The organism is Nitrospira sp. Kam-Ns4a (assembly GCF_965152595.1).
The window spans coordinates 2,305,106-2,329,612 of sequence record NZ_OZ224218.1 but is presented as its reverse complement, the minus strand read 5'-3'; the positions used below and the strand labels follow the sequence as shown (position 1 = coordinate 2,329,612).

At 67.3% G+C, this 24,507-nt stretch carries 19 protein-coding genes; 6 read left to right on the top strand and 13 right to left on the bottom strand.

The window, feature by feature from the left end:
• Positions 1-30: 30 nt before the first annotated feature.
• The 3 genes from cysT to ACWHYQ_RS11665 are packed head-to-tail and all read left to right on the top strand — an operon-like array spanning position 31 to position 2,836.
• Positions 31-873, top strand: a complete 843-nt coding sequence (gene cysT / locus ACWHYQ_RS11675; RefSeq protein WP_447972304.1) for a sulfate ABC transporter permease subunit CysT — start codon at positions 31-33, stop codon at positions 871-873.
• A 5-nt stretch (positions 874-878) separates the two neighbouring features.
• A complete protein-coding gene (locus ACWHYQ_RS11670) occupies positions 879-1,751 on the top strand; it encodes a sulfate ABC transporter permease (RefSeq protein WP_447972303.1) in 873 nt (290 codons plus the stop codon).
• Positions 1,748-2,836 carry an ABC transporter ATP-binding protein gene (locus ACWHYQ_RS11665; RefSeq protein WP_447972302.1) on the top strand — a complete coding sequence of 363 codons (1,089 nt, stop codon included), beginning with the start codon at positions 1,748-1,750 and terminating at the stop codon, positions 2,834-2,836. The genes ACWHYQ_RS11670 and ACWHYQ_RS11665 overlap by 4 nt, the downstream gene beginning before the upstream one ends.
• Here the strand turns inward: ACWHYQ_RS11665 and ACWHYQ_RS11660 are convergent.
• The 4 genes from ACWHYQ_RS11660 to ACWHYQ_RS11645 all read right to left on the bottom strand — a co-directional run bounded on the left by ACWHYQ_RS11660 (position 2,754) and on the right by ACWHYQ_RS11645 (position 8,870).
• Positions 2,754-5,984, bottom strand: coding sequence for an efflux RND transporter permease subunit (locus tag ACWHYQ_RS11660; protein ID WP_447972301.1), 3,231 nt, complete (start codon positions 5,982-5,984; stop codon positions 2,754-2,756). The genes ACWHYQ_RS11665 and ACWHYQ_RS11660 overlap by 83 nt on opposite strands.
• Positions 5,985-5,989: 5 nt before the next feature.
• Complete coding sequence (locus ACWHYQ_RS11655) at positions 5,990-7,207, bottom strand: efflux RND transporter periplasmic adaptor subunit (RefSeq protein WP_447972300.1); 1,218 nt, start codon at positions 7,205-7,207, stop codon at positions 5,990-5,992.
• Positions 7,204-8,466 carry a TolC family protein gene (locus ACWHYQ_RS11650; RefSeq protein ID WP_447972299.1) on the bottom strand — a complete coding sequence of 421 codons (1,263 nt, stop codon included), beginning with the start codon at positions 8,464-8,466 and terminating at the stop codon, positions 7,204-7,206. Before ACWHYQ_RS11650 ends, ACWHYQ_RS11655 begins: the two co-directional genes overlap by 4 nt.
• 86 nt (positions 8,467-8,552) lie before the next feature.
• Positions 8,553-8,870 carry a hypothetical protein gene (locus ACWHYQ_RS11645; protein ID WP_447972298.1) on the bottom strand — a complete coding sequence of 106 codons (318 nt, stop codon included), beginning with the start codon at positions 8,868-8,870 and terminating at the stop codon, positions 8,553-8,555.
• A 170-nt stretch (positions 8,871-9,040) separates the two neighbouring features.
• On the opposite strand from ACWHYQ_RS11645, the gene ACWHYQ_RS11640 reads away from it, so the two are divergent.
• The 3 genes from ACWHYQ_RS11640 to ACWHYQ_RS11630 all read left to right on the top strand — a co-directional run bounded on the left by ACWHYQ_RS11640 (position 9,041) and on the right by ACWHYQ_RS11630 (position 12,756).
• Positions 9,041-10,903 (top strand): transketolase, encoded by a 1,863-nt coding sequence (locus ACWHYQ_RS11640; protein WP_447972297.1) that lies wholly within the window; start codon positions 9,041-9,043, stop codon positions 10,901-10,903.
• Positions 10,904-10,916: 13 nt separating this feature from the next.
• Positions 10,917-11,654, top strand: a complete 738-nt coding sequence (locus tag ACWHYQ_RS11635; protein ID WP_447972296.1) for a Crp/Fnr family transcriptional regulator — start codon at positions 10,917-10,919, stop codon at positions 11,652-11,654.
• Between the two features lie 103 nt (positions 11,655-11,757).
• Positions 11,758-12,756 (top strand): multicopper oxidase domain-containing protein, encoded by a 999-nt coding sequence (locus tag ACWHYQ_RS11630; protein ID WP_447972295.1) that lies wholly within the window; start codon positions 11,758-11,760, stop codon positions 12,754-12,756.
• A gap of 19 nt (positions 12,757-12,775) precedes the next feature.
• Here ACWHYQ_RS11630 and ACWHYQ_RS11625 read toward each other — a convergent pair whose 3' ends face one another.
• From ACWHYQ_RS11625 to ACWHYQ_RS11585, 9 genes are all read right to left on the bottom strand, one after another.
• Positions 12,776-13,096, bottom strand: a complete 321-nt coding sequence (locus ACWHYQ_RS11625) for a cupin domain-containing protein (protein WP_447972294.1) — start codon at positions 13,094-13,096, stop codon at positions 12,776-12,778.
• A 1-nt stretch (position 13,097) separates the two neighbouring features.
• The gene (locus ACWHYQ_RS11620) at positions 13,098-14,015 is read right to left on the bottom strand and encodes a CoB--CoM heterodisulfide reductase iron-sulfur subunit B family protein (RefSeq protein WP_447972293.1); all 918 of its coding nucleotides are present in this window, start codon (positions 14,013-14,015) and stop codon (positions 13,098-13,100) included.
• Positions 14,016-14,155: 140 nt separating this feature from the next.
• Positions 14,156-16,300 carry a putative bifunctional diguanylate cyclase/phosphodiesterase gene (locus ACWHYQ_RS11615; RefSeq protein ID WP_447972292.1) on the bottom strand — a complete coding sequence of 715 codons (2,145 nt, stop codon included), beginning with the start codon at positions 16,298-16,300 and terminating at the stop codon, positions 14,156-14,158.
• A gap of 19 nt (positions 16,301-16,319) precedes the next feature.
• Complete coding sequence (locus ACWHYQ_RS11610; RefSeq protein WP_447972291.1) at positions 16,320-16,682, bottom strand: helix-turn-helix domain-containing protein; 363 nt, start codon at positions 16,680-16,682, stop codon at positions 16,320-16,322.
• Positions 16,683-16,871: 189 nt separating this feature from the next.
• The gene (locus tag ACWHYQ_RS11605) at positions 16,872-18,323 is read right to left on the bottom strand and encodes an RtcB family protein (protein ID WP_447972290.1); all 1,452 of its coding nucleotides are present in this window, start codon (positions 18,321-18,323) and stop codon (positions 16,872-16,874) included.
• A gap of 33 nt (positions 18,324-18,356) precedes the next feature.
• A complete protein-coding gene (locus ACWHYQ_RS11600) occupies positions 18,357-18,797 on the bottom strand; it encodes an archease (RefSeq protein WP_447972289.1) in 441 nt (146 codons plus the stop codon).
• A gap of 1 nt (position 18,798) precedes the next feature.
• Complete coding sequence (locus tag ACWHYQ_RS11595; protein WP_447972288.1) at positions 18,799-19,770, bottom strand: succinate dehydrogenase/fumarate reductase iron-sulfur subunit; 972 nt, start codon at positions 19,768-19,770, stop codon at positions 18,799-18,801.
• 65 nt (positions 19,771-19,835) lie between these two features.
• The gene (locus ACWHYQ_RS11590) at positions 19,836-20,969 is read right to left on the bottom strand and encodes a M24 family metallopeptidase (protein ID WP_447972287.1); all 1,134 of its coding nucleotides are present in this window, start codon (positions 20,967-20,969) and stop codon (positions 19,836-19,838) included.
• A 70-nt stretch (positions 20,970-21,039) separates the two neighbouring features.
• Positions 21,040-24,399, bottom strand: coding sequence for a YhdP family protein (locus ACWHYQ_RS11585; RefSeq protein WP_447972286.1), 3,360 nt, complete (start codon positions 24,397-24,399; stop codon positions 21,040-21,042).
• Positions 24,400-24,507: the final 108 nt, after the last annotated feature.

Below are 24,507 nucleotides of genomic sequence, written 5' to 3'. Positions count from 1 at the left end.
CGTGCGTGCCATGGACCCGCGCAGAGGCTGATGCAGCACCACCACCTCATCGCCGTGGCGCTGCGGCTGACCGCCATCGGCTACGTCGCCGCCCTCATCCTGCTGCCCCTGCTCGTCATTGGCGAGCAGGCGCTGGCGGGGGGACCGGCTCAATTCTGGGAGGACATCCGCCACGCGCAAGCCTGGCATGCCCTGGTGCTGACCCTCCAGGCGGCCGTGGTGACGACTGGGATCAACGCCATTTGCGGGACGCTCGCGGCAGTCGCGCTCGTCCGCTACGAGTTTCCGGGCCGGTGGTTCCTGAACGCGGTGGTGGATCTCCCCTTCGCGATCCCCACGCTCGTGGCGGGATTGATGATCGCTGCCTTGTACGGGCCGACGAGCCCGCTCGGCGCCTGGCTCCAGGGGAACGGGATCGAGGTCATCTACAACAGGCCCGGGATCGTGCTGGCGATGCTCTTCGTGACCATGCCCTTCACCATCCGTGCCCTCCAGCCGGTGCTCATGGAGCTCGAGCGGGAACAGGAGGAAGCCGCCTATACGCTCGGGGCCGGCCCCTGGGCGACGTTCTGGCAGGTCACCCTCCCCGCCATCCTCCCGGGCTTGCTGACCGGGGTCTTCCTCACCTTCGTCCGCGCGCTGGGTGAGTTCGGCGCGGTGGTCATCGTGGCGGGCAACATTCCCATGAAGACCCAGGTCGCGGCCGTCTACGTCTACGGGGAGATCGAGAGCTACAACCCGCGCGGCGCCACCTCGGTGTCCGTCGCGGTCCTGGTGTTGTCCTTCTTCGCGCTGCTCCTCCTAGAGCGGCTCTCCCGGCCGCCGGGCGAGCGGCTGCCGGCCTGGAAGCCCAGGCTGAACGCGGAACGATGAGCGAGATGCGCGCCACGCGTCACCCGTCACAAGCCTGCCCCGGCAGGTCCCTGGCCGGGGCCACCCGTCACGTCCTGATCGGGATCGTCTGGCTGTACTTCGGAATCCTGTTGATCGGTCCCCTCACCTACCTGGTCCGCGAAGCGCTAGGGGCGGGAGCGGCGGCGTTCTGGGCGGAGATCACCCGCCCTGAGGCCCTGCACGGGTTCTGGCTGACCGCCGTGATCACGGGCATCGTGCTGGCCGTGAACCTGGTGTTCGGGACCGTCACCGCGTTAGTCCTGGCCCGCCAGCAGTTCCGCGGCCGGACCCTCCTGAGCGGCCTCATTGACCTGCCCTTCGCGGTCTCCCCGGTCATCGCAGGGTTCATGCTGATCCTGCTCTTCGGCCCAGACACCCTCCTCGGCGCCTTCTTCGGCCGGCTCGGGGTCAAGATCCTCTTCGCCTTCCCGGCCATGGTCTTGGCCACCCTGTTCGTGACCTTCCCCTTCATCGTCCGCGAACTGGTCCCGGTGCTGCAGGCCGTCGGCACGGACGGCGAGGAGGCGGCCCGGACCCTGGGCGCGAGCGAGTGGCAAGTGTTCTTCAAAGTCACACTGCCGGCGGTCCGCTGGGGGCTGATCTACGGCGCGACGCTGACGGTGGCGCGCGCGATCGGCGAGTTCGGTGCCGTGCTGGTCGTCTCGGGGAACATTCTCCTGCTGACCCAGACGGCGACGCTCCACATCTATCAGAGCTACGTGGACTTCAACTACGCAGGCGCCTACGCGGTGGCGGTCACGTTGCTCGCTGTGTCGTTCCTGATCTTGACCGTCCTGGAAGCGGCCAGGGCGCGGGCCGCGCGGCTCGCGGACCGGCCGCAGGCGGGGCCCGCGTGAAGATCGAGGTCCGACATCTCTCCAAGCGTTTCGGCGCGGTCGAGGCGGTGGCCGACGTCTCCTTTGCCGTGAAGGAAGGCGAGCTGGTGGGACTGCTCGGCCCGAGCGGGAGCGGCAAGACCACCGTGCTGCGGCTGATCGCCGGGCTGGAGACACCGACTGCGGGCGAGATCCTGATTGACGGGCAGCGGGTGAATGACCTGCCCGTCCAGCAGCGCAACATCGGGTTCGTCTTCCAGCACTACGCGCTCTTCAAGCACCTGACGGTCTTCCACAACATCGCCTTCGGCTTGCGGATCAAGAACTGGCCGCGGGCGGAGGTCGCCGCGCGCGTCGGCGAGCTGATCCGGCTGATGGGCCTCGAGGGCCTGGGCGACCGATACCCGCACCAACTCTCCGGCGGGCAGCGGCAGCGGGTCGCGATCGCCCGGGCGCTCGCCCCGCGCCCGAGCGTGCTTCTCCTGGACGAGCCCTTCGGCGCGGTGGACGCCAAGGTCCGCCAGGAGTTGCGCGAATGGCTGATCCGCCTGCACCGGGACTTGAACGTGACGAGCCTCTTCGTCACGCACGACCAGGAGGAGGCGATGGAGGTCTCCGACCGGATCATCGTCTTTGCCAAGGGGCGTCTGGAGCAGGTCGGGCCGCCGGCTGAGGTGTACGAGGAGCCCGCGACTGAGTTCGTCGCCCGCTTCATCGGCGCAATGAACATCGTCGAGGCCGAGGTCAAGCAGGGCATGGTCCAGGTGGGCGCGCTCGGATTTCCCGCGCCACAGTACCCAGACGGCCAGGCGGTCCGCATCGGGTTCCGTCCCTACTATGTGAAGGTCTCGGAGGACCCCCATCGGTTCCGGCTGCGGGCGCGACTCCGGCACGTGTACTTCCTCGGCGTGGCGTACCGGCTGGAGATCGAGACCGACGACGGCTTGATCCTCCGCTCCCGCATGAACAAGGAAGAGTTCCGGCAGTGTAAGTTCGAGGTCGGCCGGCCCGTCTCCTTCGCCGTCACCCACTTTCGGATCCTGCCACCGGAGGGCGGGCCAGCCGGGGCGCCGCTCCCGCCGCCCGCGGGGCCGCTGCCGCCGTGAGCGGCGACGCGCCGTCCGCCGGAGGCGCGGGATCCCGGCTCTCGCACTCCTCCTGGAACCAGGGATAGAGCGTCGGCAGCACGATCAGCGTCAGCAGCGTCGAGCTGACCAGCCCGCCGATCACGACGACCGCGAGCGGCCGCTGGACTTCGGAGCCGATGCCCTGCGAGAGGGCCAGGGGGATGAGCCCGAACAGGGCGACGAGCGCGGTCATGAGGACGGGGCGCAGCCGCAGCAGACACCCGGTCGTGACAGCCTCCACGGTCGGCAGCCCTTCCGCCCGGAGCTTGTTGATAGAGGCGACGAGCACGATCCCGTTCAGCACCGCGACCCCGAACAGGTTGATGAAGCCCACCGATGCGGGGACGCTCAGGTATTCCCCTGTCACCCAGAGGGCCACGACCCCGCCGATCAGGGCGAAGGGCAGGTTCAGGATGATGAGCGCCGCGTACCGGACGGAGTTGAACGAGGAGAACAAGAGCAGGAAGATCAAGCTGATCGTGAGCGGGACGATGATCCGCAGCCGGGCCATGGCCCGCTCCATATTTTCAAACGAGCCGCCCCACTTGAGAGCATACCCCTGGGGAATCTGGACCTGGACAGCGAGCTTCTTCTGCGCCTCCGCCACAATGCTCTCGATGTCCCGCCCCATCGTGTTGAAGCCGACGTAGATCCGCCGGGACAACCCCTCACGGCTGATGAGCGCGGGGCCTTCGCGCAGCTCCACGGTGGCGAGATCGCTGAGCGGGATCAGCGCGCCGGCGGGGTCCGTGAGCAGGAGGTTCCGGATCGTCTCAACGCTGTTGCGGTACCGCTCGGGGAACCGGAGGATGAGGTCGAAGCGCCGCTGGCCCTCATAGACCTGGGTGGCCGGCTCCCCGCCGATAGCCGTGGCGATGATCTCCCGGATGTCCGCCACGTTGATCCCGTGCCGGGCGATCTTGGCCCGGTCAATATCCACGACCAGGTACTGCTGGCCGAAGAGCTGCTCCACCCGAACGTCCTTCACACCCCGCACGCTGCCGAGGATGCCGGCGATTTCCTCGGCAAGCCGGCGCAAGATCTCCAGATCCTCCCCGAAGATCTTGACCGTGGCCTCCGTGCGGACGCCGGAGATCAGCTCGTCCATGCGCTGCTGGATGGGCTGGCTGAGCAGGAACACCGCGCCGGGGACCTGCTCAAGCCTCCGGCGAATGGCGTCGTCGAGCTCAGGCTTGGTCTTGGCCGTCGTCCACTCGTCCATCGGGCGCAGCGCGACGACCGGGTCGCTCGCGTTGGGCTCCTGGGGGTCGTTGCCGAGTTCCGTGCGACCGATCTTGGAGACCACCATGCGGACTTCGGGGAACTCCAAGACCGCCCGCTGCATCTGCTTTTCGATCTCGATGGATGCGGGCAGCGAGATGCTGGGCAGCCGGATCGTCTGGGGAGCGATCGCCCCCTCGTTCAGGATGGGAATGAACTCGCCGCCAAGAGAAGGAAACAGGAGCAGGCTGAGGGCGAGCAGCCCGATGGCGCCGCCGAGCACGTGGCGCCGATGGCCGAGTGCCCACGCCAGCGCCGGCCGGTACACCCGCTTCGCCCAGCGGAGCAGGCAGGGGTCGTCGCCCTGCCCGCCCGCGAGCCCCCAGGTGCACAGGACCGGCGAGAGCGTGAGCGACAGCACGAGTGAGACGAGCAGCGCAATGGCGATCGTGTAGGCTAACGGCTTGAACATCTTCCCTTCCATCCCCTGCAGCGCCAGGATCGGCAGGAACACGAGGATGATGATCAGGATCCCGAACATGACCGGCTGGCCGACCTCCTCGACTGCCCGGAGCACCAGCGCCATCCGGCTCGTCTGGGCCGCGCCCGGCGCCGACAGGTGGCGATAGACGTTCTCCACGACAACGACGGAGCCGTCCACCATCATGCCGATCGCGATCACGAGCCCCCCGAGCGACATCAGGTTCACCGTGAGCCCCTGCTGCCGCATGACGATGAACGTGACGAGCGGGGTGACGACCAGGGTGGCGGTGACGATCAAGGCGTTCCGCACCTCGCCGAGGAAGAGGAACAACACCAAGACGACGAGGACGATGCCCTCGAGCAAGGCCTTGTACACCGTCCCGAGCGCTGCCGTGATCAGCTCGATCCGGTCGTAGAACGGGACGATCCGAAGCCCGCCGGGGAGCAACCCCTTCCGGCTAATCGCTTCGACCTTGCGCCTGACGCCTTCGACCACGTCCCGCGCGTTGGCACCCCGGAGCATGAGGACGATGCCGGCCACGACCTCCCGCTCGCCGTTCAGCACGACGGCCCCATGTCGGACCGCGTGGCCCACACGAACTTCCGCGACGTCGCGGACGAACACCGGCGTGCCGCCGGCCTCCTTGACGACGATGCTCTCGATGTCGGCCAGTGTCTTGATCATCCCCACGCCCCGCACGATGTACTTCTCGGCGTGCTTCTCGAGGATGTTGCCGCCGGCGTTCGCGTTGTTTTTGGCGACGGCCTGGAAGACCTCGTGGAGCGTCAGGTTGTATTTGCGCAGCAGGCCCGGCTCGACGATCACCTGGTACTGCTTGACGAACCCGCCCATCGAGTTCACGTCAATGACACCTGGGACGCTCTTAAGGAGCGGGCGGACCACCCAGTCCTGGATGGTCCGTTGCTCCGTCAGTTCCCGCTCCTGGACCTCCGGCGTGTCGGGCGCGCGCATGACACCCTCGGGCCAGTCCAGGAAGTACTGGTACACCTCCCCCAACCCGGTCGAGTTGGGCACGAGGCTGATCTGTGCCCCGGCCGGCAGCGAGTCCTGGACTTCGATGATCCGCTCGAGCACCAGTTGCCGGGCCAGGTACATGTCGATGTGGTCCTCGAAGACGACCGTGATCATCGAGAGGCCGACCTTGGAGAGGGAACGGAGGTCGGTGAGGCCCGGGAGGCCGGTCATCTGCAGCTCGATCGGATAGGTCACAAACTGCTCGATCTCGGTCGGCGACAGCCCGGGCACCTTGATGACGACCTGGACTAGCACGTTCGTGACGTCCGGGAAGGCGTCAATGGGAATGGTCCGGAACGCGTAGACCCCAGCGCAGGAAGCTGCGAGGGCCACCGTGACGACTAGGACGCGCTGGCGGAGGGCAAACGCGACGAGGGCGGCGATCATGCGGCCTACATCTCACCCCTGAGCATGTGGGACTTCAGGAGGAAGGCCCCCTTGGTGACCACGGGCTCCCCTTCCTGCAATCCCTCGATCACCTTGACCACCTGACCGTTGGACTCGCCGAGCCGCACGTCGCGGGCTTCGAACGACTCCGGGTCCCGCTGCACGAACACGAAGAGCCGGTCCCGGTCCCGCTGGACGGCGCTCTCGGGGATCATGAGGGTGCCCGGCTCCGGCGCGGAATAGATCCGGATCGTGGCGAACATCTCCGGCTTGAGCCGCCGCTCGGCATTGGGCACCTCGAGCCGGATCTGCATCGTGCGCGTCTCGGGGTTGAGGACATCGCCGACGTAGGTCACCCGGCCGTGGAAGGCCTCGTTGGGAAAGGCCGAAAGGAATACCTCGACGGGCCGATCCGGCGTCGCCTGGGCCAATACGTAGGGAATGTCCTTTTCAGGAATGTCGGCGAGGACCCAGACTTTCGTCAGGTTCGCTACCGCAAACAGCTTGTCGTTCGGGCCCACGACCTCGCCGCGGGTCACGTCGCGGGCGATGATCCGGCCGGCGAAAGGCGCGTGGAGGGGCACGTAGGACCGGATTTTCTGGTCGCGCTCGAGCTTGCGGATCTCGTCCTCGGTCATGCCCAGCAGCAACAGCCGGTCGGCGCTCTCCCGCACCTCCGCCCGTGCGCTGATCAGCTCCCCTTCCCGCCGCTGGAATTCGCTCTGCCCGATGACCTTCTCGTCAAGCAGCGTGCGGGCGCGCTTGAACGCCTGCTCCGCCACGTACAGCGTGGCCTTCGCCTTCAGGTAGGTGGACTGGGCGAGGCCCAGCTCGCTGCTGTACAGGATCGCCAGGAGCGCCCCTGCCTCGACCTCCTGGCCCAGATCCACGTACACGTCCACGACCCGGCCGCGGACGAGCGCGGTGATCTCGGCCATTTCGTTCTCGTTCGGCTTCACGGTCGCGGGAAAATCACGGAAAAGCCGGAACTCGCCCCGCAAGACCGGCCGGATCTCCAGCCCGGACGCCGCGAGCGTCTCGGGCTTGAGCGTCACCAGATCGGCCGCCGGCCAGCCTGGGGCCGGCTTCGCACCCGTCGCCTCTTTGGGCGCCGAGTCGCAGCCCGCGAGCCAGCCAAGCACGACAAGGCCGAGCCCCCCGAGCCAGACGCCTCCCCTCCGGCGTGCCGAGGGGACCTCGCGCCGGAGGCCTGCGTAGGTCACAGTCGTCCTCCGACCGAGCGCTCCAGCCGCGTCAGCGCGACGGAAAACTCGTACCGCGCCTGCGCATGCTCAAGCTGCGTCTGCCGGAACACGCGCTGGGCGTCGAGCACCTCGAGCAGGCTCGAGACCCCCTGCTGGAAGCTGAACTGCGCGATCCGCAGGGCCTCCTGCGCCTGCTTGAGCAAGCCCTTCTCAAACACCTCGAGCTGCTCCGCGGCGGTCTTGGCATCCTGAAAGTGCTGGTTCACCTGGCGCACCAACTCGTTCTGCGCGCGAAGCAGCTCCGCCTCTTCACGGCGCTTGGCGCCCAGCGCGCTTGCAATCTCCCCTTGCCGACGGTACCACAGGGGCGTCGGCACGGTGAGGGCGCCGCCAAAGGCTTCCCGGCCCGCCTCCCGGAAGTACATGCCGCTCACGGTCACGGTGGGTACGCGCGCCTGCCGTTGCAGCTCCACGTTCTGCCCGGAGGCCTCCACCAGCTTCGCCAGGCGCCTGATGGTCGGATGCTGCTCCAGGGCCGTGGTCACCAAGGTGTCCAGACTCAGGTCCCGCTGGAACGGCTGGAAGTCGCCCCGGATCATGTACACCGTGCCGAGCGCCCCGGCCGTCAACGTGTCGAGCGCCACCCGCGCCACCCGGACGGCGTTCTGGGCGCGGGTCACGACCTGGTTGGCCTTCAGCACCTCAACGTCGGCCTTGATCACCTCGAACTGCGCTCCCTCGCCGGACCGCACCCGCGCGGTCACGATCCGCGCCACGTGTTCGACGGTCGCGAGGTTCTGCCGGGCCAGCTCTTCCCCTCGTTGGGCGAGCAGCAGCTCGTAGAAGGCGAGCTTCACGTCCGCGATCAGATCGAGGCGCGCCTCCTCGAGGCCCGCGCTGGCGCCGGCCAGGGCCGCGTCCGCGACCCGCTTCCGCGCCGCGCGCATGCCCGGCCACTCCACCGGCTGGTTGAGCACGAAGGCGTTCTCCGCGATGGGTCCGCCGGTCGGCGGATCTTGAATGGTGCCCCGGCCGGTCTGCCCATAGAGGGACGGGTTGGGATAGGCCCCGGCCGCAATCTTCTCGCCGCGGCGCTGCTCCATCACGCCCTCCGCCCCGAGCACGCGCGGGTTGCGCTCCAGGGCGAGCGCGATGATGTCCCTCAAGTCGTAGGAAGGCGGAGACGGCTCCACCGCCTCGGCGGCGGCCCCGAACAGGCTGACAACCATGGCGATGGCGCCCACAAATCGTCCGATGGGTCTGCTCCTTGTCACCATACCCCCTCCTGATTGCCTCTGCAGCAAGAAACCGAGCCCCGGGAGCGAGGCGGCGGCGCTTAACTTCTCGAGGTATTCGACCGAAGTTACGAAAGGGTTGGTGGGCGGAAGCGCGCGCGGGCCAGCACCGGCAGATGCAGCCCCGAGGTCCTGATCGCGAGGAAGGACCAGGACGGGCGCTCCGGACGCGTCGTGATCGGGACGGAACAGTCGTCCGGCGCCGAGGAATCTTCCCCGCCGCCTTCCTGGGCCTCGCCGACAATCGGCTCGTAGCCATGGGCTTCGAGCGAAGCCGCGTCGCAGGCCCGCTCGCCTGGGTTCAGGGCGCTCACGATGGACAGCAGGCCGCTCACGGTCAGGACGGCGAGCAGGATCAGCAACCGGCTGATCGGACGGATCCACATACGCTCGGACTCCACCGGGACGACCCGACTCTAGCACGAGGGTCCGTGTAGCCGCAATGTGCCGCCTGCGCCGCCGCGTCAATCGGTCGAATTGACTGACCCGATGGCGGTTTGTTAGGCTGGCTCGGCATGCCGTTTCGACGGGCGACGCATCCCTGAAAGGAGACACTATGGCTTCCGCAACCACCGCGACCCCGGCCCTGCTCACCATGCTGCGCAACCGGGCCACGCATCTGAGGATCGAGAGCATCCGCGCCACGACGGAGGCGGGCAGCGGCCATCCGACGAGCTGCTGCTCGGCCGCCGACGTCGTCGCCGTGCTGTTCTTTTCGGTCATGCGTTACGATCCGAAGAACCCCAAGGATCCCCGGAGCGACCGGTTCATCCTGTCGAAGGGCCACGCGGCGCCTCTGCTGTACGCGGCCTGGGCAGAGGCCGGGCTCTTCGACCGGCGCGAACTGCTTAAGCTGCGCAGGCTCGACTCGGACCTCGAGGGGCATCCGACGCCGCGCCTGCCATTCGTGGACGTCGCGACCGGGTCGCTCGGCCAGGGCCTGGCGGCGGGCGTCGGAATGGCGCTGAACGCCAAATGGCTCGATCGATCGGGCGCCCGAATCTACGTGCTGATGGGGGACGGCGAATCGGTCGAGGGCTCGGTCTGGGAGGCCGTCGAGTTGGCCCGGCACTACGCGCTCGACAACCTCTGCGCGATCGTGGACATCAACCGGCTCGGGCAGAGCAACCCGACTATGCTCCAGCACGACCTGGAGGCCTACCGCACGCGCTGGACAGCCTTCGGCTGGCACGCGCTGACCGTAGACGGACACGACCTCGCTGCGCTGCTCGCGGCCTTCGATGAGGCGGCCCGGACCCAAGGACGGCCGACGGTCCTGCTGGCGCGCACCGTCAAGGGCAAGGGCATCCCATTTGCGGAGGATCGGCCGGACTGGCACGGGAAGGCGCTCAAGAAGGACGAAGCGCAGCAGGTGATCGAAGCGTTACGCCGGCACCTGACCGACGACGGGACTCCAGTCCAGATCCGCCAGCCCGAGGCCGGCCCACCGGCTGCCCCGGCGGTCACGCCTGTCGCCCCTCCCGCCTACAAGCCCACGGACTCGGTCGCGACCCGGGAGGCCTTTGGTGCCGCGCTGGCCGCGCTGGGCGAGGCGAATCCGTTGATCGTCGCACTGGACGCCGACGTCAAAAACTCGACCTACACGGACAAGTTCGGGAAGCGCTTTCCTGACCGGTTCTTCGAAAACTTCATCGCCGAGCAGAACATGCTGGGCGCCGCGGTCGGGCTGGCGGCCTGCGGCAAAATCCCCTTCGCCTCGACCTTTGCCTGCTTCTTCACACGCGCCTACGACTTCATCCGCATGGCGGCCATCAGCCGCTCGAACATCAAGCTCGTCGGCACGCACGCGGGAGTGAGCATCGGCGAGGACGGGCCGTCCCAGATGGGACTGGAGGACCTCGCGATGATGGCGGCGCAGCCGGACGTGGTGGTCCTCTACCCCGCCGATGCGGTCTGCACCCATCGCCTCGTCGAGGCCGCCGCGGCGCACCGAGGGCTCGTCTACATCCGGACCGGTCGGCCCAAGACGCCGATCCTGTACGGGAACGACGAGCGCTTCCCGATCGGCGGCTCCAAGGTGCATCGGCAGAGCCCCGCGGACAGGCTGACGATCGTCGCGGCCGGCGTGACCGTCTTCGAAGCCCTCAAGGCGCAGGAGCAGCTCCAGGCGATGGGCATCCCGACCCGGGTCGTGGATCTGTACAGCATCGTCCCGATTGACCGGGCCACGTTGCTGGACTGCGCCCGGGCGACCGGGGGGCGGTTCCTGACCGTCGAAGACCATTACGCGCACGGGGGGCTGGGCGACGCGGTGCTTGCGGCGGTCGGCAGTGAAGGGGTCCGTGTCCACAAGCTCGCGGTCCGGGAGATTCCCCACAGCGGTAAGCCGGACGAGCTGCTCGACCGGTACGGCATCAGCGCCCGCGCGATCGTCGAGACGGCCAAGCGCATCCTGTGACGGGCGCGCCGGCATGAAGAAGGCCGATCCGCTGAGTCAGATCCCCCTGTTTCAGGCGCTCTCTGCGCAGGACCGGCGCCGCATCGCCGGCGAGCTCATCGAGACCTGCTACAGGCGTGATCAGTTCATCTTCCGCGAGGGCGATCCTGCCGACTACTTCCACATCGTCAAGGACGGTGCCGTCAAGTGCGTCAAGACCTCGCCGGAGGGCAAGGAGGTCACGCTCAAGGTCCTGCTGCCGGGCGACCTCTTCTGCTGCGAGGCGGCGGTCTTCGATGGCGCATCCCACCCCGGCTGCGCCCAGCCGATGGGCGACGTGACGATTCTCCGCTTGAGCAAAAAAACTTATTTTGACGTGATCCGGCGGAATCCCGACGCGGCCTTGGAGGTCATTAAGTATCTCGGAAGCCGGCTGAACGAGGCGCAGGAACAGGCCAAGGTGCTGGCCATGGATCGGGCCGAGCAGCGGCTCGCCTCCCTGCTCGTGAGCCTCGCGGGCAGGGCCGTGGCGCCGGACCCCGACGGGCTGCGCCTGACCGTCCGGCTGACGCGGAAGGACCTTGCGGATATGGCCGGCATCACCGTGGAGACCGCCATCCGCATCATGAGTCGGTTTCGGCGCGCGGGGCTGGTCTCCGGGACCGCCAAGCGCCTGGTCATCACGGACCTGGCTGGCATCAAACGATTGACCTCCGACGCCGCCGCGGCTAGCTCCTCCCCGACCGCGCGACCGCAGCGTTGCAAAACATGATCTTCGTCATATTCTTCCCGCTCTGCTTTCCCCTAGTATGTTCTTGACAGGCCCGATTCCGTTTCCTGACAGGGACCGATCCTCATCCTTTTGGAGGTGAACTATGCTGCGGGTATCGCTGAGCGCCGCAACCCGGCGCCCCCTCGTCTGGGGGCTGACTCTCGCCCTCTCGATCAGTCCATTCCTCATCGCCGTCCCTGCGGGCTCGGCGAAGTCCCACGAAGTCCAGATGACCGCGGTCGAGACCGAGCTGGTCGTGAGCGGCGACGGGACCCGGTACAAGGCCTGGACCTTCAACGGTCAGATGCCTGGCCCGGTCATCCGGGTCACCGAAGGCGACACGGTCCAGTTTACCCTCCACAACCCGAAGAGCAACGTCTACCCCCACTCGATGGACTTCCACGCGGCCGAGATTGATTTTCTCAAGAACTACCGGGCAATCAACGTCGGCGAGTCTATCAGCTACACGTTCGTCGCCAAGAAGCCAGGCGTCTTCTTCTACCATTGCGGGGCGCCGCCGATGATCCAGCACGTGGCCCGGGGCATGTTCGGCGCGATCATCGTGGATCCGAAGGACGCAGGCGCCTGGCCGAAGGCGGACCGCGAGTACGTGCTGATCCAGTCGGAGCTTTATCTGAAGAACCCCGACGATGTCTCCGCCATGTTCGAACGCAAGGCCGACCACGTCATCTTCAACGGCGGGATCTTCAAGTACCATCCCTTCGTGACGGGCGGAAAGCCCCTAGAGGCGAAGCCGGGCGAGCGGGTCCGGATCTACTTCGTGAACGCCGGGCCCAACGAGTTCTCGGCGTTCCACCCGATCGGAGAAATCTGGGATACGGTCTACGAGAGCGGGAATCCCGCCAACCGGCAGATCGGCGTCCAGACCGCCGTCGTCGCGCCAGGCAGCGCCGCGACCTTTGACCTCGTGGTGGAGTCGCCGGGCGCCTACCCGCTGGTGACGCATTCGCTGACGGGCGCGCTGCGCGGCGCGATCGCGGTCCTGGTCGTCTCGCCGGACGCCAAGCCTGCACCGCTGATGCCCGCTACGCCCTGGCAGCCGGAGCTTCCGGCGGGCGAGATCACGCCGCCGAATCCGTGACAGAGGCTGAAGGCGCCGCTCAGGAGGGGTTGGGGGCGACGAAGACCAGGACCCGGAGGCGCCCCGTCGTGTGATTGCGGACCCCGTGCTCTTCCCCCGCAGCCGCCAGGGTTCCCTGCCCGGGCCCCAGCACGCGCTCTTCGGTCCCAACCCGAAAAGTGCCCTGGCCTTCCAAGACGAGGTAGACCTTGTCTTGATCGCCGTGCACGTGTCCGTGCTGCTCCTGACCTGGCTCAAAGCAGTACACGTCGCAGAAGAACCGCGGGGTTTGAAAGATGTTGTTCTTCTTCATCTTGTCAGCGTTAAACTGCTGATAATCGGAGAGACTAATGACTTTCATCTCATGGGCTCCGTAAGTCCGGCCGTGCCGCGGCCCTCCGGTGCTCAATCGTCCGGATGAGGCTATCCACGGGCACCAGGTGACGCGCCAGGCCGAGTTCCTTGGTCGGCACCCCCATCGCCAACCCTAAGAGCTGGGGCAGGTGGAGGATCGGCAGGTTGAGGGCTGTGTTGACCGCTCGGCCGGCCCGCTCCTGGTAGATGTCCAAGCTCATGTGGCAGAGCGGGCACGGGGTGACCATGCAATCCGCCCGCGCTTCCTTTGCCTCCTTCATGTTCTGGCCGGCCATCGCCACCGCGATCGCCTCCTTTTCCAGGATCACTGGGAAGCCGCAGCACTTCGTCCGGCCGGGATAGGCCACGGCTTCGCCGCCCACCGCCCGGATGACCCGTTCCAGCGAGGTGGGCTGCTCAGGATCGTCAAAGCCGAGATCCCAGGACGGCCGCAGGATGTAGCAGCCGTAGAAGGGGGCGATGCGCAACTCGCTCAGCGGGACCCGGACCTGCTCCGCCAGCCAGCGGAGCCCCACTTCCCGGACGACGATCCACAAGAGGTGCTTGACCTGCACCTTGCCCTGGTAGGCCAAGCCATCCTGCCCCAGCAACCGGTTGATCCGCTCCAGCAATCCCGGCTCCGTCTTGAGGCGCCGGTTCGCGGCGCCCATGACGCCCTGGCAGGTGCCGCAGATCGTCATCACGTCGAGACCGAGCTGTTCGGCCTGCGCGAAGGTCCTGGCACTCAGCGCCAGCGCGACGTCCGGATCCGCCTCCCCGACCACGCCCGCGCCGCAGCAGGAGGCTGCGGCCAGCTCGACCACCTCGATGCCCAGCCGGCCAATGACGGCCATGGTGGACTCGTACAGCTCGGGCGTCGCGCCCTTGGCAGCGCAACCGGTGAACAGCGCGTACTTCAACGGCATGGAAGCCTCCCCCTTGCGGCCGTGCCCGGGACGGGTCGCGGTCGTATCACGGGCAGTATAGCGGGACGGTCGCCGGAAGTCACCGTCCGGGAGGGCCGCAGCGACGGCCGCGGGCTGGGAACCAGACAGGTCTGAGAGCGTTACAGGCGGATCAGGGTGGATCCGAGGTGCTTCGGGGACAAAAGGAGGGTGGTCAGGACCTCGGCGGGCACCGGGCCGCTGAAATAATAGCCCTGCAGCTCATGACAACGTTGAGCGCTGAGGAAGCCGGCTTGCGCCTCGGCCTCCACGCCTTCGGCGACGACCGTGAGGTTCCGGCACCGGCCCAGCGTGATGACCACCTGAGCGATGGCGGTGTCGGCTTCGCTGCCGATGATGTCGCGGACAAAGGACTGGTCAATCTTGAGCGTCGTGATCGGGATCTGCTTGAGGTAGCCCAGCGAGGAGTACTCGATCCCGAAGTCGTCAATCGAGATCCGTACGCCCAGCGCGTGTAGCGCCTGGAGCATCGCCACGGTCCGCTCGCGATCCTTGATCAGGAGACTCTCCGTCAGCTCCAGCTCCAGCGAGGAGGGGCTTAGGCTAGTCTCGTCGAGGATTCGGCGGACCAGATCCACCAGGCTCGTATCCCGGAACAGCCGCCGGGAGAGATTCACGGCCACCCGGAGCCCGGCATGGCCGCCGGCTTGCCAGGACCGGGTCTGGGCACAGGCCGTGCGAAGCACCCACTCGGTGATCGGGACGATGACGTCCGTCTCTTCCGCGAGCGGGATGAACGTCGCCGGCGGGATGAGCCCGCGCTCGGGATGCTGCCACCGGATCAAGGCCTCCACGCCGCTGATGCCGCGGGTGTGCGCGTCCACGATCGGCTGGTAATGGAGCACGAACTCCTGCCGATGCAGGGCTCGGCGCAGCTCGGTCCCCAGCCGCAGGCGCTCCAAAGCCCGCTCGTGCATGTCGGCCGAGTAAAACTGGAAGGTGTTCCCTGTCGCCTTGGCCGCGTACATCGCGGTGTCGGCATGCTGGATCAGCGCGTCGGCGTTGGTCGCGTCGGTGGGATAGAACGCGATCCCGATGCTGCCGGTCAGTGCGATCTCGTGCCCCTCGACGGTGCAGGGCTGCGCGGTGACGTCGAGAATCTTCTGCGCCACCCGCGAGGCGTCGTCGGGCGTCCCGACGTGCTCCAACACGAACGTGAACTCGTCCCCGCCCTGCCGCGAGAGTACGTCACTCGCCCGGACACAGGTCGCCAGCCGCTCGGCGATAATCTTGAGCACGACATCGCCCTGCTGATGTCCCAGGGTGTCGTTGACGAGCTTGAACCCGTCCAGGTCGAGGAAGAAGACGGCCACGTGGGTCTTTGTTCGGCTGGCGCGGCTCAAGCTCTGTTTGAGGAGCTCCATGAACAGGCGCCGGTTGGGCAGCCCGGTCAGACAATCGTAATAGGCCAGCTCCCGCAGCCGGGCCTCGGTCTGCCTCCGCTCGGTAAGGTCTTTCATGATCTCGGCCAACCCGACCGGCGCTCCGGCGGCGTCCTTCACGACAATCGCGGTCGCGGCGACAGGAACCAGGGTTCCATCGCGGCGCAGGATGTCCTTTTCGAACTCCACCGCCTCGCCGGTCCGGAGAACGCGCTCGAGCATCTGCGCCTCCCGTTCGCGATGGTCCGCCGTGGTCAGGTCCCGGCAGGTCATCGAGCGCAGCTCCTCGCGGCTGTAGCCGGTCAAGATCTGAAACGCGCCGTTGACATCGAGGAGCCGCCCGTCGAGCGCCACGTAGCCGATCGCGTCCTTCGAGCCCTCGTAGATGCCGCGGTAGCGCGCCTCCGCGTCGTGCAGCGAGGCCTCCATAGCCCGTCGCCGCCAGCCGAGGACCACGATGATCCAGAGCACGCCGAGCGACAGCCCGCGATCGCCGAGCGCGACCCAGGAGAAGGGCTCCGAGGGTGTGGGCGCCTGGAAGAGCGAGGGGGAGACCTGGACCAGCGGCACGCCTAGGCCCAGCAGGGTGCAGGCGCCCGCCGTGACGAGCGCCTCTCGTTTCGGATGGCGCGACAGCGCCAGCAGGACTGGCGCCAGGTACAAGAGCCCGCCCGAGGTCCAGGACGGGAAGGCTAGGTCGAGCGCGACCGCCGCCCCAGTCACGGCCAGGAGAACCAGGACACGGAGCTGTCGGCCGCTCCGCTCAGCCGGTCCCGGCTCTCGACCTGTCATGGAAGCGGCCCGCCAGGCGCCGAGCCAGGCGGAGGGACAGGTGAGCGGCGGTCCTTCGGTGGCGCTGGGCATCACCCATCCTCCAGGGGGCTCAGCGGAACAAGCGGACGCGGGCGAAGGCGATCTTTCGCGCCGGGCCGTCCCCTTGCCCGCGGTAGCCGGGTTCCGGCAGCCATGGAGCACCGGGGTCCTGTCCGTTGTAATAGGCGCGCGCCGACTCGACGAACCGAAGCATGACTTCCGCTTCCTGTTGCTCAGACAGCGCGAGGCAGCGCGCGTAGGCCTTGACGTAGGCCTTCGCGAACAGGAGCGCGGGCGGGAGCTTGGTGAAGTCGTTCTCCTCCAGCGCCCGGAGGTAGGCCTGGTGAATGCGAGTCCGCTGCGCGATCCCCTCCAACGACAGTCCCCGTTCCTCCCGCAGCCGCTTGAGCCACTCTCCCAGTGAGGCGCTCATGGCTCATCCCTCCTGCACCGAGGCGTTGCAGGGAACATGCCTCGTTGTGGGGGATCGGCGAGCGTGGAAATTCATCAGAGAATCAAGCGGTTCTTGCCGGCAGCCGCCAAAGGCCTAGGGGAAAGCGCCAAACCTGAACATCGGAGGGACGTAAATTGTTCGGCGGGCTTGTAAAACCAAGGACGATCTCTACCCCTTGATGTTGCCGATGGGTCGCAACTCGGCCACCTTCTTTGTGATCCCGGCTCGGTCCACCGTCTCGACCACGTCGCAGATGCTCTTGTACGCGAAGCCGGCCTCCTCAGCCAGGCCGGACATCGAGACGGCCTTGACGACGATACCCCGCTGCTCCATCTGCCGCCTGAGCTGTTCGCCCCTGATCGTCTTCTTGGCTTGGGCGCGCGACATCGTCCGGCCGGAGCCGTGCATCGTGGACCCAAAGGTCTCCTCCATGGCCCGGTCGGTTCCGACCAGCAGGTAGGAGCCGGTCTCCATGGAGCCGCCGCAGATGACCGGCTGGCCGATCCCGCGAAACCGCTCGGGCAGCTCCGGGCGGCCCGGCCCGAAGGCTCGGGTGGAGCCCTTGCGGTGGACCACCAGCTCTCCCTCCGGGTACCGCTCGACCTTGGCGATGTTGTGCGCCACGTCGTAGACGAGCTCCATCCCCAGCTCCTCGGCCGACCGGCCGAAGACGGCCGTGAAGGCCTCCCGAATCCGGTGGGTGATCACCTGCCGGTTGGCGAACGCGCTGTTCGCGGCGCAGTTCATCGCCGCGAAGTAGTCCTGGCCCTCCGGAGAGCGGAACGGCGCACAGGCGAGCTGCTGGTCCTTCACGGTGATCCCGTACCGGCGCATGGCCTTCTCGAACACCTTCAAGTAGTCGCTCGCGACCTGGTGCCCGAACCCGCGGGAGCCGCAGTGCACCATCACGACGACCTGGTCGGCTCCGGTGATGCCGAGCGCCGCCGCCGTCTCCCGATCAAAGATGCGCTCGTCGGAGACCACCTGGACCTCGAGGTAATGATTACCCGACCCGAGCGTGCCGAGCTGATGAATGCCGCGCTCCACGGCATGGTCGCTAACCCGCGCGGGATCGGCGCCAGGGATGCAGCCCCGCTCCTCGATGCGCTCCAGATCCTCCGGCCAGCCGTAGCCGTGGGCGACGCACCACTGCGCGCCCTGTTTCATGACCTCCGCGAAGTCCGCCCGGCTCAGGTGCACGAACCCCTTGGAGCCGACCCCGGCCGGTACCCGGCGGAACAGTTCGGTCATGAGCTCGTCCAGCCGCGGGCGAACTTCCGCCAACGTCAGGTTGGTCCGAATGAGCCGCATCCCGCAGTTCACGTCGTAACCGACCCCGCCGGGCGAGATCACCCCCTCGCGCACGTCGAACGCGGCGACGCCGCCGATCGGAAACCCGTAGCCCCAATGGCCGTCCGGCATGCACAGGGCGTAGCGCTGGATCCCCGGCAGGCAGGCGACGTTCGTCACCTGCTCGAAGACGCCACCGTCCATGCTGGCGAGGATGGACTCCGTCGCGTAGATCCGGGCGGGGACCAGCATGCCAGGCTTCTCGGAGACCGGGATCTCCCAGACCTCGTCGGCGACCCGGTTGACTGTCATCGTCGTGTTGAGCTTCATCCTCGTCACCCCTCACCCCTTCACTCGTCGGGGCTAAATATCGAGCACGACCCGGGCGTACCATCGGGCCCCGTCATGGCGGACCTCATAGAGGTGCTTGGTGACCGCCTTGACGTCGGCCCGCAACTCCTGCCGCGCCGGCATGATCGGCTCGCCGGTCAGCACGGCCCGGAGCCGCCAGGTGCGCGCCCCCTCCGTTTGCTCGACCGTGGCGTCGGCCTCCCGGAACAACAGGCCTTCAGCGTCTTTGAAGTACACGATGTCCGAGAGCCAGTCAAACAGCAGGTCCCCCAGGGAGTCGGCCTCCCGCTCGACCGTCCGCCGCTGAACGGGCGCGATCGTGGCAGGATCCGCCATGGTCTCGAACAAGGCCCGGGCCGCCGCTTGCACCAGCTCCGACGGGGTGTCGCCGACGGCTTCAAAGGCAGCGTCGGCCAGCGCCACATCGTCCAGGAATCGGAACTCGCCGGCCACGTCAGGAACTGGCCACCCGTCGGCGTGCGGCCGCGAAGATCGCGCGGACCTGGGCGATGCCGGGAATTGGATGGCCGAGGGGGTTCGGCATCTTCCCTCGAAAAAGCATCTTCACGGCCAGGGGTAGAACCTGCAGCAGCCGCCGGACGTTGAACCGCAGGATCTTCAGCGGCATCATCGTTTCATTGAGCCGCCCTTCCCGCTGGACGATCTCGCAGAACCCGGTGATGTGCCGGGCCCCTCCGGTGTGCAGGAGCCCAGCGTCGAGGGCCGCTCGCCGCAGGCGGATGATAGCGTCCATCGGGCGCACATCCTTCGGGCAAACCTGGACGCAATAGTTGCACCGGACACAGTCCCAAATACCGTCGTCCTGCGCGAGCGCCGCGAGCCGCGCCCGCTTGGCCTCCTGTGACTCGCGCGGGTCGGCGATGAACCGGTCGGCCTTCGCCAGGGCCGCCGGCCCCAGAAAGGTCGGGGAGACCTCGTGCGACGTGCAGGCCGCCACGCAGGCTCCGCACATGATGCAGCCGTCCACGTTGTGGAAGTCGTAGGCGCCCGGCCGCAGCGCGAGCGGCCGCCCCGGCTCTCCCGCGAACAGGTCCCGGCCCGGGAGGAGCCAGGGCGTCACCCCGCGGATCTTCCCCCAGAACGGGGACATGTCCACGACCAGGTCCTTGATGACCGGCAGGTTGCGCAGGGGCGCGACCGTGATCCGGCCGTACCGTTCCAGCTCTTTGCGGACGGAGGTGCGGCAGGCGAGCTTCTCTGTCCCGTTGATCTCCATCGCGCAGGAGCCGCAGATCGCCGAGCGGCACGAATAGCGGAAGGCCAGCGTCCCGTCCTCCTGGTGCTTGATCCGGATCAGCGCGTCGAGCACGGTCGTGCCTCGCCCTACCTCAGTGCGGAGGTCCTCGAGGTGCGGACGCACGTCCGTTTCCGGGTTGAACCGCAGGATGGTGAAGGTCAGGCGCATGGGTGCGAGCAAACCGCAGGGAGCGGCCAGCGAACGGCTATGTGCGATGCGCCGCTGGCTGTCAGCTACTCGTCGAGTTCAAACGTCTTCGGATAGTCTGTTAGGTTCCGGCAACCGTCACGGGTGACGAGCACCATGTCTTCGATGCGGACGGCGCCGAGGCCCGGATAGTACAGCCCCGGCTCGACTGTCACCACCTGTCCCTCCTGGAGGATGGTCCCGGTCCGGCTGATCCGGGGAACCTCGTGGATGTCGAGGCCGACGCCGTGGCCGGTCCCATGGAAGTAGCCCTGCATCCGCCCGTTCACCAGGCCGGTGCGGTAGCCCGCCGCCTCAAAGCGCTCGCAGATCTCCCGGTGGATCTTCGCACCGTCGGCGCCGTCGCGAATCTTGGCGATGGCCTCCTCCTGGGCGTCCTTGACCGTCTGGTAGAGCCGCTTCAGCTCGGGCGACGGGCGTCCCCGCACGACGGTCCGGGACAGGTCGGCGAAATAGCGGGTCCGGCTGGAGCGGGGAAAGACATCGAAGATGATGCTCCGGTCGGCCGGCAGCGGCCCGCTGCCTTCGTTATGGGGATCGCAGGCCTGGTCACCACCGGCCACGATCGTGTGCTGCGCGACGCAATCGCGCTCCATCAGGGCGACGTTGATCACCTTCTTGAGCCGCTCCGACGTCAGCGGCGTGTCGTCCAGCCAAAGGAGCCCGTCGCGCGGGCGAGCCGCCCGCAACACCTGGTGGGCGGCACGGACAGCCTCCTCCGTCGCGCGCTGGGTCGCCTCGATGAACCGGACTTCCTCGTCGGTCTTGATGGCCCGGCGCTCGAAAAAGGGCTCCCGCTTGACCTCTAGCTCATAGCCGAGGGCCAGCAGCTTGGAGGCGTGGCCATAGGGGAAGGTGGCGGGAACCAGGAGCCGCTGGATCCCGTGACGCCGGAGGACCTCATGGACCACGTCCACCGTCCCTGGTTCCGCCGCGCCTCGAGCCTTGAGATCGCGTTCGATCTCGGAATAGGACAGCACCCGGTCCACCGCGGCCTGGCTGCGCGCGCGGTCCAGCTCGAGGTCGCTCATCACCAGCAGCCGCTCGCCCTTGATCTCCAGATAGATGAACGGGTCCGGCGCAATGAACCGTGTCGCGTAATAGAGGTTGGCGTCCGTCTCGCTGGCCGCGATGAGCAGAATCGCGCGGTCGGCACTCATGGGCTTAGCTCCACTCAGGAATTCTTCGTGTGCGGCGTCGTCGCGATGCTATCATGCGAGTGACGGGCGGTCAAGGCGAGCCGGCCGCGGGCCGTTCGGGGGCGTGGTCTTCCTGGGGCGCCGCCGGGCTCTCCGCCTCACCGGAGAGCAGATCTTTCGGCAGCAGGATGGTGTTCTTCAGCACGTCGAAGGCCAGCTCTGCTAGACCCTTCACGCCTGTTGTCAGGGACTCGATGGGCTTGTAGTTCACGTCGGGGTCCTGGAGCGGGCCCGTCACCTCGAAGGTCGCGGTCACTACGCCCTTGCGGTCTCCCTTGAGCAACCGCCCGAACAACGGAATGCTCTTGAGGAACTTCGCGTAGGAGCCCAACGGGCTCACCACGACGACGACGTCCAGGCGATCGGCCGGCAGGTCGTAGTTCCCCGCAGCGCTCATCTTCATGATCGGGCTGTCTATCACGAGATTTTCGGAGTGGATCTGCCCGCCCGCGATGGTCAGGGCGCCGCTGACCCGGTCGAAGGGGAAGCCCTCTTTGGCCAGATCCACTTTCCCCTGGAGCAGGGCCGGCAGGTTCAGGATGCCGATGATCTTAGGGATGACCGTCCCCCTGTAGATATGGCCGTTCTTCACGTCGAAGTGGACCTCACCCTCGAGCGTATGGAGCACGCCCCGCGGATGGCGTCCGTGCATTCGAAGCGTGCCGCTCGTCCACAGGGTGCCTTCCACCCTCCGCTTCTCATCGCCGAGCATCTGCAGGATCCGCTTGAAAGGGACCTGACTCACGCGGAAAACGACCTCGCCTTCAGCCGGCTTGCGTCTGGGCAGCGTCACGACGAGCCGCCCGGCGATCCGGCCGCCCTCCGACGCCGCCGTAATCCGGTCCACGTCGAGGACCCCGTTGGCGACGTTGATGCGGCAGGACACCTCATGAAAGGGCATCTGCTTGTACACGCCTTCGGCGATCGTGAGGGTGCCCACCAGGCGCCCCGTCGCTGCCAGCTCCTCCACGGCGTCCCGGATGGGAGACCGCTCGCCCTTCGGGATCAACAACTCAATGTCCAGCTTGGCGGAGTCGGCTTTGAGATCAATGACGGGCTTTCCGGTCCAGTCCTGAACGACGCCCGTCGCCCGCACGTCGCTCTCGCCAATCCGGAAGGAGAGCTGTTTGATCTCGGCCCTGTTCCGGACGAGCTTCACCCGGACGAAGAGGTTCCGGATTGGAGCGTCCAGCTCCTTGACCGTGATTTGGCCATCCGTCAAGGCAATCCAGCCGCCGAGCAGCCAGCGGCGCCAGTCCCGGCCCCACCCCTTGACGTCCAGGGACACTTCCAGGGTACCAGCGTCCAGGCTGGCGACCCGCATTCCCGCCGGCAGTTGGGCCAGCACGATCGGGGTGGTGACGAAGGAGGCGTCCACCGCGGGTTTCGCGCCGAGTGTGAGCCGTCCGCTACCCGCCACCCGGAACGGCGGCACGGACAGCTCCAGCCGCTTCGCCGTGACGACCTGCGTCGGCGACAGGCTTCCCTCGAACTCCAGGGTAGCCGGCGTGCCGGCCGGCTTCCGCATGACGGGAGCGGTCAACGCAGCCTCCTTGAGGTCGAGCACCGCTTGCATCTGGGGGGCCGCCGGGTCACCGGTCAGCGCCAGCCTCGCCCCGATGACGCCCTCCAGTCCCAGGGAGGAGGCGGTCTCCTTGGGCAGCAGGCCGACAAGGTCGCGGGCATCCACCGTCGCAAGGGCAAGGAAGTTTCTGAGCGTCGGCCTTCCGGCCGTCTCGATCGCGCCCTCCACCTGCACTCGGCTCCGACCGATGAACGCGAACAACCGGTCGAGTTCGATGCGCTCCTGGGCGACGCGCACGCGCCCGTTCAGGCCCTCCAGGCGCTCGGGCAGTGCAGGCGCCCGGAAGCCCACGTCCCGCACGACGAAGTCACCTCCAAGGAACTTTAAGCCGGCAGGGTCAGTGAGATGCCCGGCCAGGCGGAAGGTCAGCACCGTGGTGCCGGCGATGTCGCGAAGTTCAGCCAAGGCTCTGGTGAACAGACTCGGGTCCAGCGTACGGCGCAGCACCGCGACCAGTTCCGGTGCCCCCATGTCGCCGGTGATGTCCATCTCGATCCACGGCCCGCTTTCCTGCAAGAAGATGATCGCGCTCCCTCCTCGGACGTGCAGGGCGCTGTAGGCTCCGGTCAGGTCCACGACCCTGATCCGGTCCGGCTCGACGAAGACCGTCGCCTCGAGGTCGTGCGCCAGGACCCCTTCCGTGCCCAGAAGGGCCCGGCCTTGGCGGATTCGGAATTGGCCGGTCAAGGAGATCCGCGGCTCCGGTCCGGTGGTTCCGGATAGGGTCGCGGTCACCACCTCGACCAGTCCCTGGACCTGCCGCTCGACGACGATGTCCTGGATCCGTGGGTTGAGCCACTGCAGCGGAAAGCGAGCCAGCAGATCCGCGAGGTTGACGGGGGAAGAGGCGAAGGTCAGGGAAAACGTTGGCTGGGGCGTCAGCAGCCCAGACAGGCTGGCCTGACCGGCCAGCGCCAGGTGGTCCACCTCGCCCCGCATGTCCGAGAGGACCAGGTCGTAGCCGGCCACTCCCGGCGCCAGGCGGATGCGACCGCGGACGCTCGCTGCTCCCGCAATGCGGTCCGGCACAGGCCGCGGCCCGAAGAAATCGGCGAGCTGGCGCAGATCCACCTCGGCTGCTTCGGCGGAGCCTTCGAACGTCAAGCCGGCCGCAAGCGGGGTCCCCCCTAGAGCTGCCTGCATCCCCGCCGACGGGCCCGGTCGGCTCAGCCGGCCGGTCAGTAGAAGGATCGTTCCTCCGCGGGGCGACGGCACCGTGGCCGACAAGTCGAGGTCCACGCTCTGTTCCTGCGGCCTCGCGGCAAGGGTCAGATCCAGGGCGGTCAGCTTGGCGCGTCGACTCCCATCCGGTCGGAACTCGTCCACGATGAGGATTTCCCCGCCCTTGACGCGGGTTTCTCTGATGGCCAGCAGCACCGCCATCGCCTGCCCGAGGTCAGCCTCCGCCGCGCCCCCCTGGGGAGCCGCCGACAGGTTCCAGCGCCCGCTCAGGTCCCGCCGCACCTCGATGCGGGGTTGCTCGATCAAGAGGCGTTTGCCGACCACCTGCAGGCGCAGCAACGGCCAGGCACGAAGGACGACGTCAATGTGCTTGGCTCGGAAGGGACTTTGGGAGGGATCCACGTCGCGAATTGCGACGTCGTCGAGGGAGAGCTTGATGCTGGGCAGCAGCGCGAAGCGCACCTCGCCCACCTCAATGGTCCGGCCGATCTGCCCTTCGAGCTGGTGCAGGAAGAACGCCTTGACCGCCTCGGGGCTGAGTAGCAACGGAACGGCAAGGAACGTGGCGACCAGGATCAGACTGACGGCGAGGCCCAGAGCGAGGGATCTGCGACGGGCGGTCACTCCTCCTCCCGACGATGGCATGTCTACACTTAAGGAAGAATCTTACCGGATCGCCTATTGGAAATCCAGGAACGCGGACCCCGGACCGCCCGCGCCAGCGAATTTCGC